General features: G+C 68.4%; 16 protein-coding genes. 5 read left to right on the top strand and 11 right to left on the bottom strand.

Going from position 1 to position 15,901, the window contains the following annotated elements:
- The first annotated feature begins 227 nt into the window (after nucleotides 1-227).
- Nucleotides 228-1,196, top strand: a complete 969-nt coding sequence (locus tag C265_RS19015) for a chemotaxis protein (protein ID WP_010810896.1) — start codon at nucleotides 228-230, stop codon at nucleotides 1,194-1,196.
- A 276-nt stretch (nucleotides 1,197-1,472) separates the two neighbouring features.
- On the opposite strand, the gene C265_RS19010 is transcribed toward C265_RS19015, so the two are convergent.
- Together C265_RS19010 and C265_RS19005 are read right to left on the bottom strand one after the other, a co-directional pair.
- Entirely contained in the window at nucleotides 1,473-2,129 is a 657-nt protein-coding gene (locus tag C265_RS19010; RefSeq protein ID WP_010810897.1) for a peroxiredoxin, read from the bottom strand.
- 92 nt (nucleotides 2,130-2,221) lie between these two features.
- Nucleotides 2,222-2,659 carry a universal stress protein gene (locus C265_RS19005; RefSeq protein ID WP_010810898.1) on the bottom strand — a complete coding sequence of 146 codons (438 nt, stop codon included), beginning with the start codon at nucleotides 2,657-2,659 and terminating at the stop codon, nucleotides 2,222-2,224.
- Nucleotides 2,660-2,870: 211 nt separating this feature from the next.
- Between C265_RS19005 and C265_RS19000 the strand changes: the two genes are divergently transcribed.
- The gene (locus C265_RS19000; RefSeq protein WP_010810899.1) at nucleotides 2,871-4,556 is read left to right on the top strand and encodes a SulP family inorganic anion transporter; all 1,686 of its coding nucleotides are present in this window, start codon (nucleotides 2,871-2,873) and stop codon (nucleotides 4,554-4,556) included.
- A 1-nt stretch (nucleotide 4,557) separates the two neighbouring features.
- On the opposite strand, the gene C265_RS18995 is transcribed toward C265_RS19000, so the two are convergent.
- The 5 genes from C265_RS18995 to C265_RS18975 form a co-directional block, all read right to left on the bottom strand.
- Nucleotides 4,558-4,752, bottom strand: a complete 195-nt coding sequence (locus C265_RS18995) for a ribbon-helix-helix domain-containing protein (protein WP_010810900.1) — start codon at nucleotides 4,750-4,752, stop codon at nucleotides 4,558-4,560.
- A 215-nt stretch (nucleotides 4,753-4,967) separates the two neighbouring features.
- A complete protein-coding gene (locus tag C265_RS18990) occupies nucleotides 4,968-6,086 on the bottom strand; it encodes a dihydrolipoamide acetyltransferase family protein (protein WP_010810901.1) in 1,119 nt (372 codons plus the stop codon).
- 34 nt (nucleotides 6,087-6,120) lie between these two features.
- The gene (locus tag C265_RS18985) at nucleotides 6,121-7,098 is read right to left on the bottom strand and encodes an alpha-ketoacid dehydrogenase subunit beta (RefSeq protein WP_010810902.1); all 978 of its coding nucleotides are present in this window, start codon (nucleotides 7,096-7,098) and stop codon (nucleotides 6,121-6,123) included.
- A gap of 45 nt (nucleotides 7,099-7,143) precedes the next feature.
- Entirely contained in the window at nucleotides 7,144-8,229 is a 1,086-nt protein-coding gene (gene pdhA / locus C265_RS18980; RefSeq protein ID WP_010810903.1) for a pyruvate dehydrogenase (acetyl-transferring) E1 component subunit alpha, read from the bottom strand.
- Nucleotides 8,230-8,484: 255 nt separating this feature from the next.
- Nucleotides 8,485-9,306, bottom strand: coding sequence for a MetQ/NlpA family ABC transporter substrate-binding protein (locus C265_RS18975; RefSeq protein ID WP_010810904.1), 822 nt, complete (start codon nucleotides 9,304-9,306; stop codon nucleotides 8,485-8,487).
- A gap of 183 nt (nucleotides 9,307-9,489) precedes the next feature.
- Here C265_RS18975 and C265_RS18970 point away from each other — a divergent pair, with 183 nt between their 5' ends.
- Genes C265_RS18970 through C265_RS18965 form a run of 3 tightly spaced genes read left to right on the top strand, consistent with a single transcriptional unit; the run spans nucleotide 9,490 to nucleotide 11,088 of the window.
- The gene (locus C265_RS18970) at nucleotides 9,490-9,846 is read left to right on the top strand and encodes a hypothetical protein (protein ID WP_037024789.1); all 357 of its coding nucleotides are present in this window, start codon (nucleotides 9,490-9,492) and stop codon (nucleotides 9,844-9,846) included.
- The gene (locus C265_RS32255; RefSeq protein WP_144062260.1) at nucleotides 9,833-10,132 is read left to right on the top strand and encodes a hypothetical protein; all 300 of its coding nucleotides are present in this window, start codon (nucleotides 9,833-9,835) and stop codon (nucleotides 10,130-10,132) included. The genes C265_RS18970 and C265_RS32255 overlap by 14 nt, the downstream gene beginning before the upstream one ends.
- Nucleotides 10,129-11,088 (top strand): lysylphosphatidylglycerol synthase domain-containing protein, encoded by a 960-nt coding sequence (locus C265_RS18965; RefSeq protein WP_010810906.1) that lies wholly within the window; start codon nucleotides 10,129-10,131, stop codon nucleotides 11,086-11,088. Before C265_RS32255 ends, C265_RS18965 begins: the two co-directional genes overlap by 4 nt.
- Before the next feature lie 105 nt (nucleotides 11,089-11,193).
- Here the strand turns inward: C265_RS18965 and C265_RS18960 are convergent, their stop codons facing one another.
- The 4 genes from C265_RS18960 to C265_RS18945 all read right to left on the bottom strand — a co-directional run bounded on the left by C265_RS18960 (nucleotide 11,194) and on the right by C265_RS18945 (nucleotide 15,892).
- Nucleotides 11,194-12,468: an O-acetylhomoserine aminocarboxypropyltransferase/cysteine synthase family protein gene (locus C265_RS18960; RefSeq protein WP_010810907.1), complete on the bottom strand. Its 1,275-nt coding sequence runs from the start codon at nucleotides 12,466-12,468 to the stop codon at nucleotides 11,194-11,196.
- 230 nt (nucleotides 12,469-12,698) lie between these two features.
- On the bottom strand, nucleotides 12,699-14,072 hold the full coding sequence (locus C265_RS18955) for an LLM class flavin-dependent oxidoreductase (protein WP_010810908.1): 1,374 nt from the start codon (nucleotides 14,070-14,072) through the stop codon (nucleotides 12,699-12,701).
- A gap of 31 nt (nucleotides 14,073-14,103) precedes the next feature.
- The gene (locus C265_RS18950; protein ID WP_010810909.1) at nucleotides 14,104-15,066 is read right to left on the bottom strand and encodes a TauD/TfdA family dioxygenase; all 963 of its coding nucleotides are present in this window, start codon (nucleotides 15,064-15,066) and stop codon (nucleotides 14,104-14,106) included.
- A gap of 31 nt (nucleotides 15,067-15,097) precedes the next feature.
- Complete coding sequence (locus C265_RS18945; RefSeq protein WP_010810910.1) at nucleotides 15,098-15,892, bottom strand: ABC transporter ATP-binding protein; 795 nt, start codon at nucleotides 15,890-15,892, stop codon at nucleotides 15,098-15,100.
- Nucleotides 15,893-15,901: the final 9 nt, after the last annotated feature.

The following is a 15,901-nucleotide window of genomic DNA, read 5'->3' as shown; positions in this document are numbered from 1 at the left end:
CGTGTTATGACAAGTTGGGAACCACTATATGGACGACGCTGCGCCGGAGGAACGAAGCAATCCGGATATGCAAGGATGAAATCCGAACACGCGCTGCGTGCGCCTCTCAACTCCCGTTGCCCCGCGCCGATATCCAGTCATGAACCCTGCCGTCCGCCATCCGCCGCGGCCGCAGGCTGATGACAACGACGGCGGCAAAAACCACACGCACGGCACGGGAGCGCAGCATGAGCAGTTCCATGAGGGACATCGACGAACGGACCAACCTGACCAACAACAACCAGTTCGAGCTGCTGCTGTTCCGGCTTGGCGAAGCCGAGCATTCCGGCCAGACGGAGCTGTTCGGGATCAATGTCTTCAAGGTGCGCGAGATCCTGGTGATGCCGCACGTGACGACCGTGGTGGGGGCCGACCCGTCGATCCTGGGCATGGCGGATATCCGCGGCCAGGTGATCCCGGTGATCGACCTGCCCCGGCTGGTGGGCTGCAAGCCGCGCAGCGGCCTGGGCATCCTGCTGGTGACGGAATATGCACGTTCGACGCAGGGCTTCGCGGTGGAGGCAGTGGAGGAAATTGTGCGCCTGGAGTGGAACCAGGTGCATTCGGCCGAGGCCAGCGTGCGGACCGGCCACGTCACCAGCATCGCCAAGCTGGACGGGGACACCGCCGGGGGCGCGGGCCCGTCGCGGCTGGTGCAGGTGCTGGACGTCGAGCAGATCCTGCGCGATGTGCTGCCGACGCGGCAGCCAGACGTGGACCCGGGCACGGTCGGCCCGCAGTTGAGCCTGCGCCCCGGCGCCAAGGTCATTGCCGCCGACGATTCGGCACTGGCGCGCGGCCTGATCGAGCAGGGGCTGAAGGCGCTGGGCGCGCCGGTGGTGATGACCAAGTCCGGCAAGGAGGCGTGGGAGCTGCTCGACCGCATCGCCGGCGAGGCGGCCAGCCATGGCAGGTCAGTGCAGGACGAGGTGGCGCTGGTGCTGACCGACCTGGAGATGCCGGAGATGGACGGTTTCACCCTGACCCGCAAGATCAAGGCGGACAGCCGGCTGAAGTCGCTGCCGGTGGTGATTCACTCGTCACTGTCGGGAGAGGCCAGCGAGGAGCATGTGCGCAAGGTGGGCGCGGACGCTTATGTAGCGAAATTCGTGGCCAAGGAACTGGCCGACACCATCCGCGAGGTGCTGACGCGCTGAGCGCCCGGTGGCGGAAGAATCGCAACAGGCACAAAATTCGAACGCCCGCAACCATTCCCGTAGCCCGGAGGGTTGCCTATAAAACGGGCACTCCAGTGAATTCCAGCACCGGCGCGCCCTTTGCGGTTGTCAAGAGGGGGGATATCCACTGAAGCTGTGGATAGTTACTGTGGACAAGTCGGGCCTCCCGGCCGTGACTGCCCGGGAGGCCCGGCGGCGGCCGGCGTGACCCCCACGCCCGGCCGCACTCCCTGGTGCTGGCGCTTCTCGCTCCCCTTACTTGGGCTGCTCCACCGTGCGCAGGTAGGGCTTCAGGGTCTTGAAGCCCTGCGGGTACTTCTTCTTGGCCTCCTCGTCCGAGACCGATGTCGGGATGATGACGTCCTCGCCCGGCTTCCAGTTCACCGGCGTGGCCACGGTGTGCTTGGCATTGAGCTGCAGCGAATCCAGCAGGCGCAGCACCTCGTCGAAATTGCGCCCGGCGCTCATCGGGTACACCAGCATGGCCTTGACCTTCTTGTCCGGGCCGATGATGAACACCGAGCGGATGGTGGCGTTGTCTACCGCCGTGCGCGGGCCGCTGCCGCTGGCCTCGGGGTGGATCATGTCGTAGAGCTTGGCCACCTTCAGGTCTGCGTCGCCGATCATCGGATAGTTGATGGTGCAGTTCTGCGTTTCCTCGATGTCCTTGACCCAGCGCTGGTGGTCGCCGACCGGGTCGATGCTCAGGCCGATGATCTTGGTGTTGCGCTTGTCGAATTCGGGCTTGAGCCGGGCCATATAGCCCAGTTCGGTGGTGCACACCGGCGTGAAGTCCTTGGGATGCGAGAACAGGATGGCCCAGTTGTCGCCGATCCACTCATGGAAGCTGATCTTGCCTTCCGTGGTGTCGGCGGTGAAATCAGGGGCTTGCTCGCCCAGTCGAATCGCCATGGTTGCGCTCCTTGCAGTTGGCGTGGTTTGGAAACGCGCGTCGCCGCGCGCTGTTGCCCGCTATCGCGCTGTCTCGTTGTTCGCCCGGCCGCCTAGCGGAAGACCAGCACCGGGATCGTGCTGTGGGTCAGGACCTTGTGGGTTTCGCTGCCGATCAGCAGCGCCTGCAGCCCGCGCTTGCCATGCGACGACATCACGATCAGGTCGCAGTCGCGCTGCTGCGCGCACTGGATGATGGCCTGCCAGGGATGGTCGTCGGTGGCCGTAACGGTCTCGCAGGCCACGCCGGCCTGCGCCGCGGTGTGGCTGAGCGCGGCGAGGAAGGTATCCGCGTGGCGCGCTGCTTCTGCGGCAAAGGTGTCCTTGGTGTCCTGCAGGCTGGTCAGCCGGTAGGGCAGTACGTGGTACTCGGGAATCACATGCAGCCCGGTCACGCGGGCGCCGATGCGGCTGGCAAAGGCCATGGCGCGGGCCGCCATCGCGTCGGCGCGTGCGGAGCCGTCGGTAGGCACAAGGAGGTGCTTGAACATGATGGGCCTCCGATTGCAGAAGATTGCCGCGTCCGCCCTGGCCCATACCCCGTACGCCCGGGCGAGCCAATCCAGTATAGGAATTGAGTGGCATAAGCGACAGTGCAGGCGTGGCGAATATCACGGCGCGAGCCGCAAGCCGGCGGGCATTAACATGCTGTTATCATCCAATGCACCATCATCATCCTGCACGAACCCGAGGGATTGACGCATGATCGCGCTGCGCGAAGCTTGGCTGGCCGGACTGTTCCGACGCGGCAACTGGCTGCCGAACATCGTGTCGGGCGTGATCGTCGGGGTGGTGGCGCTGCCGCTGGCCACGGCGTTTGCGATCGCGTCAGGCGCCAAGCCGGAGCAGGGCCTGTACACGGCCATCGTCGCCGGGCTGGCGGTGTCGCTGTTCGGCGGCAGCCGGCTGCAAATCGCGGGGCCCACCGGCGCGTTTATCGTGGTGCTGTCCGCCGTGACCGCGCGCCATGGCATCGACGGCCTGCAGATCGCCACCCTGATGGCGGGGCTGATCCTGCTGGCGATGGGGCTGACGCGGCTGGGCAGCGTGATCCGGTTCGTTCCCGCGCCGGTGATCGTCGGCTTCACGGCTGGCATCGGCGTGATCATCTTTGTCGGCCAGTGGCGCGATTTCTTCGGTCTGCCGCCGGTCGCCGGCGAGCATTTCCACGAAAAACTCTGGCACCTGCTGCAGGCGCTGCCGCAATGGCACCCGGCCACCACCGCGCTGGCGCTGGGCAGCCTGGCGCTGGTAGTGGGCGCGCCGCGCGTGCGCTGGCTGCGGCGCATCCCCGGGCCGCTGGTGGCGCTGCTGGTTGCCACCGCGGTGCAGGCGCTGTTCCGCTTTGACGGCGTCGCCACCATCGGCACCGCCTTTGGCGGCCTGCCGCGCGGGCTGCCCGTGCCCGCGCTGCCGGACATCACGCTGGCACGCGTGCTGGAGCTGGCCGGGCCGGCCTTCACCATCGCCATGCTGGGCGCGATCGAGTCATTGCTGTCCGCGGTGGTGACCGACGGCATGGCGGGCACGCGGCACGATTCCAACCAGGAGCTGGTCGGCCAGGGCATCGCCAATATCCTGGCGCCGCTGTTCGGCGGGTTTGCCGCCACCGGCGCCATCGCCCGCACCGCCACCAATATCCGCAATGGCGGCAACAGCCCGCTGGCCGGCGTGGTGCATGCGCTCACGCTGGTGATGGTGCTGCTGTTCCTGGCGCCGCTCGCGGCCAGCGTGCCGCTGGCGACGCTGGCCGCGATCCTGTTCCTGGTGGCCTACAACATGAGCGAGGGGCGCCAGTTCGCGCGCATGGTCCGCCGCGCGCCGCGCGCCGACGTGGCCATCCTGCTGATCACCTTCACCCTGACCGTGCTGACCGACCTGGTGGTGGCGGTCAATATCGGGGTGATCCTGGCCATGCTGCAGTTCCTGCGGCGCATGTCGGCGTCAGTGGAGGTGGCGCGCCAGGATGTCGTGGACGTAGAGCGCGAACTGGGCGATACCGGCGCCGGCCTGCCCGCGCGGATGCCGCCGGGCGTGCTGGTCTATGCCATCGACGGACCGTTCTTCTTCGGTGCCGTGGAAGCGTGCGAGCGCGCACTGGTGCAGACCCATACCGAGCCGCGCGTGCTGCTGATCCGCCTGGGCCGCGTGCCCTTCATGGACATGACCGGACTGCAGACGCTGGAGGCCGTGATCGTGACGCTGCAGAAACGCGGCGTGGCGGTGGTGCTGGCTGAAGCCAACGAGCGGGTCAGGGAAAAGCTGGCGCGCGCGGGCGTGCTGGCGGCGCTGGGGGAGGGCAACTACGTGGATTCGCTGGCGCAGGTGGTGCAGCGCTGCGGCGAGCTGGCAAGCGAAGATGCAGGCGAGGGCGACGCCCCGCGCTGAGTCACTTCTTCTGCCGGGTGCTGCCCGCGGGCTTGGGCTTGGTGGCGTATTCCACGCCATGCTGGGCCAGGTATTCGCGGATCAGCTGGCGCACGACCTGCGACGGTGTCAGGTCCTGTGAGGCGCACAGGGTTTCAAAGGCCTTTTTCTTGACCGGATCGATCAGGATGGTAAGGCGGGCGGTCTTGGATTCCATGAGGGGTGTCCGGCTGTCCGGATAGGTCCGGCTTGACGGCAGCGGCGATCGGAAACGCATTATATACAGGGCCACCGCAGCGCCCGATTCCCGATCGGTGCCAGCACACCGGCGGTTTGCTCCCCTCTTCCGCTTGCGGGAGAGGGGAGCGTACACGAGGGGCGGCAGTATTCTCCGAGGCTATTTGCTCGTCGGCTCCCTGTTGTCTTCGACCGCTACACCGCCATCTCCAGATCCGCAATCACCGCCGCCAGAAACCGCGCCGCCTCCCCACCCGTCACCACGCGATGGTCAAAGGTCAGGCTCAGCGGCATCACCCGGTGCACCGCCGGCACGCCGCCGGCTGCTACCACTTCCTCGCGCACGCGCCCCGCACCCAGGATTGCCACGGTCGGCGGCACCACGATTGGCGCGGCATAGCGCCCCGCGATCATGCCGAAGTTGGACAGCGTGATGGTGTTGCCGCGCATCTCCTCCGGCGCGATGGTGCGCGCGCGGATGTCGGCGCGCATGCGGTCCAGGCCGTGGCGCAGGTCTGCGGCATCGCGGTTGCCGACGTCGCGCAGCACCGGCACGAACAGGCCTTCGGGCAGGTCGGCCGCGATGCCGACGTCGATCTTCTTCAGTACGTGGCGGCGGGCGGTCTGGCCTTCGTACCAGGCATTGAGGCCGGGTTCGGCGCGGCAGCCGGCCACCAGGGCGCGCACCAGCCGGATGGTGACATCGGCGCCGGGCTGCCAGGCGTGGATGTCGGCGTCGTCCATCACGGTGGCGGCGGCCACTTCGGCTTGTGCACGCGCCATGTTCTGCGCCATCGCCCGGCGCACGCCGCGCAGCTGTTCCGGCGCGCCCAGTTCGGCCAGCGTGCTGGCTACCCGCTCCACGTCGGCGGCGGTGACGACGCCCTCGGGGCCCGATGCCGTGGCCATTGCCAGGTCCACCCCGAGCCGGCGCGCCAGCGCGCGCACCGCCGGCGTGGCCTTGACGCGGGCGGCCATGGCCGCGGCGGGTGCCGCGGAGCCCGCGGGCGCGGCTTCATTGACCACGTGCGTGCCGACCTGGACCGAGCCCACCACGGTGCCGGCGTCGGCATCCTCGCCCGCACCCTCGACGCCGACCAGCGGCGCGCCCAGGTGGACGATATCGCCGGGCTGCGCAAACAGCTTGGCGATGGTGCCTGCATAGGGCGACGGGATTTCCACGATGGCCTTGGCCGTCTCCACCGACAGCAGCGGCTGGTCAGCGGCCACGGTGTCGCCGGTCTTGACGTGCCAGGTCACGATCTCGGCCTCCTGCAGGCCTTCGCCCAGGTCGGGCAGCTTGAAGACTCTCATCGGCACTCCTTGCCTATCGTCGGCAACTCTCGCATTACGCTGCCATCGCCTTGCGCGCCGCGTCGACGATGCGGGCGACGCCAGGCAGGTAGGTGTATTCCAGCCGCGCCAGCGGCACCACGGTGTCGAAGCCGGTCACGCGCTGCACCGGCGCGGCCAGTGAGTAGAGGCCCGCGTCGGCCAGCTGCGCCGCGATCTCGGCGCCGAAGCCGGCGGTGCGCGGGGCCTCGTGCACGATCACGCAGCGGCCCGTGCGCGTCACCGATTCCAGGATGGTCTGCATGTCCAGCGGCTTGAGCGTGGCCACGTCGATGACCGTGGCCGTCACGCCTTCGCCTGCCAGTGCGTCCGCGGCGGCGAGCGTCTCCTGCACCATCGCGCCCCAGCTCACCAGCGTGATGTCGCTGCCTTCGCGCAGCGTGAAGCAGGTGTCCAGCGGCAGCGCGGCGCCGTCGTCGGCCACTTCCTGGCGGAACAGGCGGTACAGCCGCGTGGGTTCGAGGAAGATGACCGGGTCCGGATCGGCGATGGCCGCCAGCAGCAGCCCGTACGCGCGCGCGGGCGATGAAGGCACCACCACGCGGATGCCGGGCATATGCGCGAACATCGCCTCCGGGCTTTCGGAATGATGCTCGGGTGCATGGATGCCGGCACCGCACGGCGAGCGCACCACCATCGGACATGACAAGCGCCCGCGCGTGCGATGCCGCATGCGTGCGGCGTGGTTGATGATGTGGTCGACCGCGGGGTAGATAAAGCCGGTGAACTGGATCTCGGCCACCGGCTTGAGCCCCATTGCCGCCATGCCGATCGCCGCGCCGACGATGCCGCCTTCGGCCAGCGGCGTATCCATGACGCGCGCCGCGCCAAAGCGCGCCTGCAGGCCCGCGGTGGCGCGGAACACGCCGCCATTGACGCCGATATCCTCGCCCAGCAGCAGCACATCGGGATCGTGCTCGAGCGCATGGGCCAGCGCCAGGTTGACTGCTTCGACCAGATTGATTTCCGCCATGGTTCGCTCGCTGTGGTCGCCAGGTGAAGGCGCAGGGTTTGCTGGTTATCCGTGCGGCGCCAGGAAGCGCCGGGCAATCTCCAGCTGCGCCTGCAATTCGGCCGGCATGGTTGCGTACAGGCAGTCGAACATCGCGGCCGGGTCCGGCTGCGGCACGGCCAGGTAGGTCTCCACGGCCTGCGCCACCTGCTGTGAGCAGGCCTTGACCAGCGCTTCCTCGCGCGCCGCGTCCCACGCGTGCAGCGCCAGCAGGTGCGTGCGCAGCCGCAGCAGCGGCTCTTCCTGCCAGTGCGCCTTGACGCTGGCCTCGTCGCGGTAGCGCGAGGCGTCGTCGGCGGTGGTGTGGTCGCCCAGGCGATAGGTGATGGCCTCGATCAGCGCCGGGCCGCCGCCGTCGCGCGCGCGCGCGATGGCCTCGCCGACGCGGTGCCGCACCGCGACCACATCGTTGCCGTCGACTTGCTCACCGGGGATGCCGGCGGCAATGGCCTTCTGCGCCAGCGTCTGCGCCGCGGTCTGGCCGCTGCGCGGCATCGAGATTGCCCACTGGTTGTTGTTGATCACGATCACCAGCGGAGCGTGCCACGCGCCGGCCATGTTCATGCCCTCATAGAAATCGCCCTTGGAGGTGCCGCCGTCGCCCAGCAGGCAGACCGCCACGCGCGGCTCGCCGCGCAGCTGGAACGCATAGGCGGCGCCGGCCGCGTGGCAGACCTGGGTGCCGATCGGCACGCAGTTGGCAAAGTCATGCGGCGCCGCCGCAAAGCCGCTGCCGCGTTCGTCGCCGCCCCAGTAGAGCAGGCTCTCGGCCATCGTGACGCCCCGCACAAACTGCGCCGCGTGGTCGCGGTACGAGGGCACCAGCACGTCTTCGGGCCGCATCGCAAAGGCCACGCCCACGCCGATGGCTTCCTGGCCGAGGGCCGAGGCAAAGGTGCCGATCTTGCCGGTGCGCTGCAGCGCAATCGCTTTCAGGTCGAACTGGCGCGTCAGCACCATCGCCTGGTACAGCGGCAGCAGCGCGTCGGGGTTGCTGGCAAGGGGTGGGGGAGGAGAAGTGGGGGAGGAGGTGTCGCCCGGCGGGGCAAGGTAGCGGGTGTAGCCGATCTCAAAGCGCGCAACCGTGGACATGGCAGGTCTCTCGATGCGGTTGTCTCGACAGGATCCGCTGGGACGGCCGCGAGGATCTTCGCAGCTATCCGCAGCAATGATCGCGTTGTGATCCCTGCCGTGCTTTTTGGGCGCGGGGGACTTGAGCTTGAGTGTAGGGCATTTGCGCGGCGCGCGCGGCGCAAAATTGTCTTGCTGCGCACAATGCGCGCGACAGCTGTCCCAAATGCAAGAAAGCGCCTGGCGGCGCTTTCTTGCTGGCGAGAGCGCGGTGGCTCAGCGCTGGTACGGCGGCTGCACGAAGCCCGCAAAGCGCTGCTGCGTCACGGCCTTGAACTCCGCCGACTCGTAGGCCTCTCGGATGTCCTTGACGAAGGGCTTGTTCAGGTCCGCCGTCTTCACCGCGACCAGGTTCATGTAATAGTCGGGAATCTTCTCCAGCGCCAGCGCCGAGGTCAGCTTCAGGCCGGAGGCCAGCGCATAGTTGCCGTTGACGAAGGCATAGTCCACGTCGTCGAGCGAGCGCGGCAGCTGGGCGGCTTCCAGCTGGATCAGCTTGAGCTTGTGCGGGTTGGCGTCGATGTCGCGCTCGCTGGCGCGGATCGGGTCGGTGCCCGGCTTGAGCGTGACCCAGCCGATCTGCTGCAGGATGGCGATGGCGCGCGCCAGGTTGGTGGGATCGTTCGGCAGCGACACGGTATTGCCGGGCTTCACCTCGGCCAGGCCCTTGTGCTTGCGGCTGTAGATGCCGATCGGCGCGGTCGGCACCTGGATCACGTCGGTCAGCGCCAGCTTGCGGTCGGCCGAGAACTTCTTCAGGTAGGCCACGTGCTGGAACGCATTGGCGTCGATGGCGCCGTCGGCCAGCGCCAGGTTGGGCTGCACGTAGTCGCTGAACTCAATGATGGTGACCTTGTAGCCGCGCTTTTCCAGCACCGGCTTCACGCCATAGCGGATCTGGTCGGCGTAGGGGCCGGCGGTGGCGCCGAAGCGGATTTCCTTCTTGTCCGGATCGGCCGCGCCGGCACCCTGCATCACGCCCAGTGCCAGCACCGCTGCCGCCAGCCGTGCGACGAAGCCGAATTTCCCGTATTGCATCTGATGCTCCCCGTTATGTTGTTGGAGGCCGGCAGCGTCCCGCCGCGGCGTCGCCTCATTGTATGGAAAGGCAGGCAATAGGCGAACGAGTTATTACGCATGGTCATATGCCGCTGGTGAATAAGGGCGCCGGCGCCTGGCTGCACTACGCTGAAGGACAGCGTCACCCGTATGGAGGCCGCCATGCCCGAACAACTTACCCGGCATCCCGAAGTCACGATCCAGGTCTTGCGCAGCGCCGGGGCCAGCTGCGGCGAGGGCGCTCCGCAGGCCATCCTCAAGGCCTGCCCGCGCGAGCGCTTCTGCAAGCTGCCGGGCGGGGAGATCTGCGTGTATGGCCTGGACGGGGCGCAGGCGATGACGCAGTTCACGGCTGCCGACTGGCAGTCGCTCGCGCCCCTTGCGCGGGGCCGTGCAGAGGTTGCGGCCGCGGCGGGCTGGGAGGGGACCACTGCCGCGGTGTTCATTGCCGGGCTTGCCGCTGGTGCGCTGGCGGCCGCAGCCCTGGCGCGCTGGCGGCGCAGCCGTGGCCGTGGTTGACGTGCCCGTGCTGGCACGGTGTTTGCGGCTTTCTCAGGTCATGACACCGATGCAGTCCGCCTCCAATCGTTTCCGCCGGCCAGGGCATGGCGCAGAGCGGCGCCTGTCGTGCGGGGCCGGCGCCATCCCGCGCGCGCGCGAAAGCGCACTGGCGGAAACTTTTATCCTGTTTGAAGCCGAGGCAGGCCAGAAATTGCATGCCGGGCTGGCGCGCGCAGGCTTGCATTCCTGCACATTCCTGACGCCGGTTTTGCGGTGCGCGGCGACGAGGGGAGGCGCGCAATGATGGGCGCGACGACCTTCTCGGCCATCCGCCAGCACGCGCACTGGCCCGCGTGGCGCCGTGCCATCGGCATCCTGTTCATTGCCGCGGTGCTGGCGCTGATCGCGCGCAAGCTGGGCACCATCGACTGGGACGCGGTGCTGGCCGCGCTGCGCGGCTTCAACGCCCGCACGCTGGCGCCGGCGGCGGCCTTCGTTGCGCTGAGCGGCTTGTTGTACAGCCAGTTCGACCGCCTCGGCTGCCACTATGCCGGACACCCGTTGCCGGCGCGGCGGGTGATGGCGATCTCTTATGTCAGCTACACGCTCAGCCTCAACCTCGGGGCCACGCTGGGCGGCGCGGGCGTGCGCTATCGCCTGTACACGCGCGCCGGGCTGACCCTGCCGCAGATCTGGAGCCTGTTCGTGGTGGTGGTGAGCAGCAACTGGCTCGGCTATGCCTTGCTGGCGGGGGGCATCCTGGTGGCGCAGCTGGTGGTGCTGCCGCCCGAGTGGGGCGTTCCCGCCGCGCTGACACGGGTGCTGGGCGCGCTGATGCTGGCGGTGCCGGCTGCCTACCTGGCTGCCTGTGCCACCTGGCACGGCCGGCACCGGACCGTGCGCGACCACGATATCTACGTTCCGTCGGTCGGCTTCGCGGCGCTGCAAATCCTCTTGTCGGCGGCGCACTGGATGGCAATGGCGGCAATCCTGTTTTCGCTACTGCATACGCATGCGGGGTACTTCACGGTGCTTGGGGTATTGCTCGCGTCGGGGCTGGCGGGCGTGGTGGTGCGGATCCCCGGGGGCCTCGGCGTGATCGAGACCGTGTTCCTGACGATGCTGGGCGGCCAGGTGCCGCACGGGCTGCTGCTGGCGGCGCTGATTGCGTATCGCGCGATGTATTACCTGATTCCGCTGATGATCGGGGCGATCGGCTACTTTGTGCTGGAGGCGCACGGCAAGCGTGGTGGGGGGTAGGTTGTGCTGGCGGTATGCGACCGCCTGCCCTCACCCCCTGCCCCTCTCCCGCGAGCGGGAGAGGGGAGCAAACCAGCGGGTCGCTCTGACGTCGGTAGCCTGCGGTCAGGCCGCCGCCAGCGCGCGATCCAGGTCCTCGATCAGGTCATCGATATGCTCGATGCCGACCGACAGCCGCACCATGTCCTCACTGACGCCCGCTGCCTTCAGTTCCTCCGCATTGAGTTGCCGATGCGTGGTCGACGCCGGATGCGTGGCCAGCGACTTGGCATCGCCGATGTTGACCAGCCGCGTGAACAGCTGCAGCGCGTCCAGGAAGCGCGCACCGCCTTCACGGCCGCCTTGCTTCAGGCCGAACGACAGAATGCCGGGACCGCGCCCACCCAGGTACTTCTGCACCAGCGCGTGGTCGGCATGGTCGGGCAGGCCGGCAAAGTTGACCCAGTCCACCTTGGCATGCTGCTGCAGGTGGCGGGCAATCGCCAGCGCGTTCTCGGTGATGCGGTCCAGCCGCAGCGCCAGGGTTTCGATGCCTTGCAGGATCAGGAAGGCATTGAACGGCGACAGCGCCGCGCCGGTATTGCGCAGCGGCACCACGCGCGCGCGGCCGATATAGGCGGCCGGGCCCAGCGCCTCGGTGTAGACCACGCCGTGATAGGAGACGTCGGGCTCGTTCAGGCGCTTGAAGCGTTCCTTGTGCTGGGCCCAGGGGAACTTGCCGCTGTCGATGATGGCGCCGCCGACGCTGTTGCCGTGGCCGCCCAGGTACTTGGTCAGCGAATGCACCACGATATCCGCGCCATGCTCGAACGGACGGCACAGGTAGGGCGACGGCACCGTGTTGTCGACGATCAGCGGCACGCCATGGTTGTGCGCCACGCGCGCGATGGCTTCGATATCGACCACGTTGCCGAGCGGGTTGCCCACCGACTCCACGAAGATCGCCTTGGTGCGCGCGTCGATCAGGTCGCCGAAGCTGGCCGGGTTGCGGCCATCGGCAAAGCGGGTCTCGATGCCGGACTGCGGCAGCGTGTGCGCCAGCAGGTTGTAGGTGCCGCCATAGAGCTGGCTCGACGAGACGATGTTGTCGCCGGCCTCGGCAATGGTCTGGATCGCATACGTGATTGCCGCCATGCCGGACGCCAGCGCCAGCGCGCCCACGCCGCCCTCGAGCGCGGCCAGGCGCTGCTCGAGCACGTCGTTGGTCGGGTTCATGATGCGGCTGTAGATATTGCCGGCCACCTTCAGGTCGAACAGGTCGGCGCCGTGCTGGGCGCTGTCGAAGGCGTAGGCCACCGTCTGGTAGATGGGCACGGCCACCGCGCGCGTGGTGGGATCGGGCGAATAGCCGCCATGGACGGCCAGGGTTTCGAGTCTCATCTTCTTCTCTCTTCGTCTCGCTGTTGGGTGCCGGACCGGCGCGACGGGGCAGTGCCTGCCATGGCGCCGGGCATGCCGAGCGGTGCGCCGCGCGGGCGCACCAGGCCGTGCGATGGTACCAGCCGGCCCGCGCACGCCCCTGCGGCGTGGCCGCTATGGTTGCCGACGGCGCTCGCGCGAGGCAAGGAAGCTTATTGCATTTGGATATGCGCGGCGCCGCAGCGCAGCGGTCATGCCCCGACCGCGAGCGGCGGTTCGACCTGCCGCCAGCGCTGGTTCTCGGGCCGGCGCAGCCCCAGGTGCTCGCGCAGCGTGGTGCCCGTATAGCGCTCGCGAAAGAGCCCGCGCCGGCGCAGTTCCGGCAGCACCAGTTCGATGAAGTCATCGAGCCCGCCCGGCAGCCAGGGCGGCATCACGTTGAAGCCGTCGGCGGCCTCACCCTCGAACCACGCCTGCAGCTGGTCGGCGATGGACTGCGGCGTGCCGTGGATCGACCAATGGCCGCGCGCGGTGGCCACGCGCAGGCACAGCTGGCGGATGGTGAGCCCGTCGCGACGGGCCAGGCCGGTAACCAGCTGGAAGCGGCTCTTGGCGCCGTTCGGTTCGGCCAGGTTGTCGGGCAGCGGGCCGTCCAGCGGATAGCCGCTCAGGTCGATCCCGCCCAGGTGCTGCGACAGCAGGGCCAGCCCCACCGATGGATGGATCAGGCTTTGCAGCGCTTCGAACTTCTCCTGCGCCTCGGCCTCGCTGCGGCCCACCACCGGGAACACGCCAGGCAGGATCTTGAGTTGATCAAACGTGCGGCCATAGCGCGCGAGCCGCGCTTTCAGGCCACGATAGAAGGCCTGCGCATCGGCCAGCGACTGCTGCGCGGTGAAGATGACCTCGGCGGTGCGGGCCGCCAGTTCCTGCCCGGCCTCCGACGAGCCAGCCTGCACGATCACCGGATGGCCCTGCGGCGGGCGCGCGACGTTGAGCGGTCCGCGCACCTGGAAGTGCGCGCCGCGATGGTCGAGCGTGTGCAGCTTGTCCGCATCGAAATGCCGGCCGCTGTCCTTGTCATACAGGAAGGCATGGTCCTCCCAGGTGTCCCACAGCCCGGTGACCACGTCGACAAACTCTTCGGCGCGGGCGTAGCGATCCGCGTGCGCGGGATGACGTTCGAGGCTGAAGTTGCGCGCTTCGGCATCCGACCACGACGTCACCACGTTCCAGCCCGCGCGGCCGCCGCTGAGGTGGTCGAGCGAGGCGAACTTTCGCGCCACATGAAAGGGCTCGTTGTAGGTGGTGGAGACGGTCGCCACCAGGCCGATGCGCTGCGTCACTGCCGCCAGTGCCGACAGCAGTGTCAGCGGCTCGAAGGTGGCGGCGCGCGCGGTGCGCGGCAGGGTGGCATCATCCATGCCGCGGATGGCAACGCCGTCCGCCAGGAACAGCGCATCGAACCCCGCGGCCTCGGCGCGCTGCGCCAGCGCGATGTAGTGCGCCAGGTTGCGCCCGGCATCGGCCTGCGCGCCCGGATGGCGCCACCCGGCGACATGGTGCCCGGTGGCCTGGAGAAAGGCGCCCAGATGCAGCTGGCGCGCCGGCTTTTGCTGTGACATGGATCGTGCTCCCCGGAAGCAACTGGCCAAATCAGGCCGCTTGCCGTTGCGCGGCACCGGCGGACTGGTTGGCCGGCGCCGCGCCTTCGTTGCGCACGCCCGCCTTCACCGCCTTGCTGCGGCGGCCATCCACGCCGACCGGGATGTCGCCGGCCACGGTGGCCCGGCGTACCACGCGGTGCGCGTCGCCATAGTCGTTGATGGCGTAGTGCTGGGTGGCGCGGTTGTCCCAGATGGCGACGTCGCCCGCGCGCCAGCGCCAGCGCACGGTGTTCTCCAGCCGGTGCACATGGCCCTGCAGCACGGCAATCAGGTGCGCCGAATCGGCCGACGAGTAGTCCAGCAGCTTCTTGACGAAGTGGCCCAGCACCAGCGTGCGTTCACCGGTTTCCGGATGCACGCGCACCACCGGGTGCTCGGTCTCGTAGAGCGCCGAGGTAAATAGCTCGCGGTAGCGCTTCAACCCTTCGTCGCTCGGATTGACGCGCGTGGCCGTGTAGTCGTAGTCGTTGGTGTGCAGTGCCCACAGCTTGTCGGCCAGTTCGCGCAGCGGCTCGGGCAGGTCCTGGTACGCGGCAGCGGTGTTGGCCCACACCGTGTCGCCGCCGGCGGCGGGAACGGTCACGGCGCGCAGCACCGAGACCGCGGGGTAGGCCAGGTCGAAGGTCACGTCGGTATGCCAGGAATTGGCGCGGCCGCCGTGCTGCGAGTCGAGCTCAAGCAGTTGCGTGCCGTCGCGCGAGGGCACGGTCGGGTGCGGCACGGTGTCGCCGAACAGGCGCGCAAAGCCCTGCTGCGCGGCATCGTCCAGATGGACCTGGTCGCGGAAGAACAGCACCTTGTGCCTGAGCAAGGCTGCGCGGATGGCGGCGAAGGTGGCGGGCGGCAGGTCGCCGTGCAGCGCGACGCCGCGGATCTCGGCGCCGATGCGGCCGGCAACCGGGTGGATGTCGAGCTGGACGGTCTGGTCTTGCGTGGCGTTGGCTTGGGTCATCACGAAGCTCCGGGGATGTAAGAGGGTTGGGTCAGGCGAGTTCAGGTTCGGGGGTCCGCTGCACGACAGGCTCCTGCCCGGCGAATTCGCGCAGCACGGCATCGCGCACGCGCGCGAAGGGAAGTCCGGCGCGTTCGCGCGGATGCGGCAGGTCCACCGGCAGGATGCGGCGGATGCGGCCGGGCCGGGGTTCCATCACCACCACGCGGTCGCCCAGGAAGACGGCTTCCTCGACGTCGTGGGTGACCAGGATCATGGTGATGCCCTCGGCCTGCCAGATGCGCTGCAGTTCCTGCTGCAGGTAGGCCCGCGTCATCGCGTCGAGCGCGCCGAAGGGCTCGTCGAGCAGCAGGATCTCGGGGCGCGTCACCAGTGCCCGCGCAATCGCCACGCGCTGCGACATGCCGCCAGAGAGCTGGTGCGGATAGGCCTGCTCGAAGCCGCGCAGGCCAACCAGCGCGATATGCTCGGCAACGTTGCGGTCTTTTTCCGCGTCGCTGCCCGGCGTGTTGAGCAGCGCCAGCCGGATGTTCTGTTCCACCGACAGCCATGGGAACAGGCGATGCTCCTGGAACACGATGCCGCGCTGCAGGCTGGTGCCCGATACGCGCTTGCCGTCCAGCAGGATCTTGCCGCGGTAGTCCTCTTCCAGGCCCACCACCAGCCGCAGCAGGGTGGACTTGCCGCAGCCGCTGGCGCCGACGATGCTGACGAACTCTCCCGGGGCGATGGTCAGGGTGATGTCCTCGAGCACGGGCAGCGCCCGGCCCTCGACTTCGTACTGCTTGTGCAGGTGCGCGATGCTTAGCGTGCCGGCATGTGGCATTTGCGGTCT

The sequence above is a fragment of the Cupriavidus sp. GA3-3 genome, from assembly GCF_000389805.1.
Taxonomy (GTDB): Bacteria; Pseudomonadota; Gammaproteobacteria; order Burkholderiales; family Burkholderiaceae; genus Cupriavidus; species Cupriavidus necator_D.
This window is presented reverse-complemented; position numbering and strand designations above follow the sequence as displayed.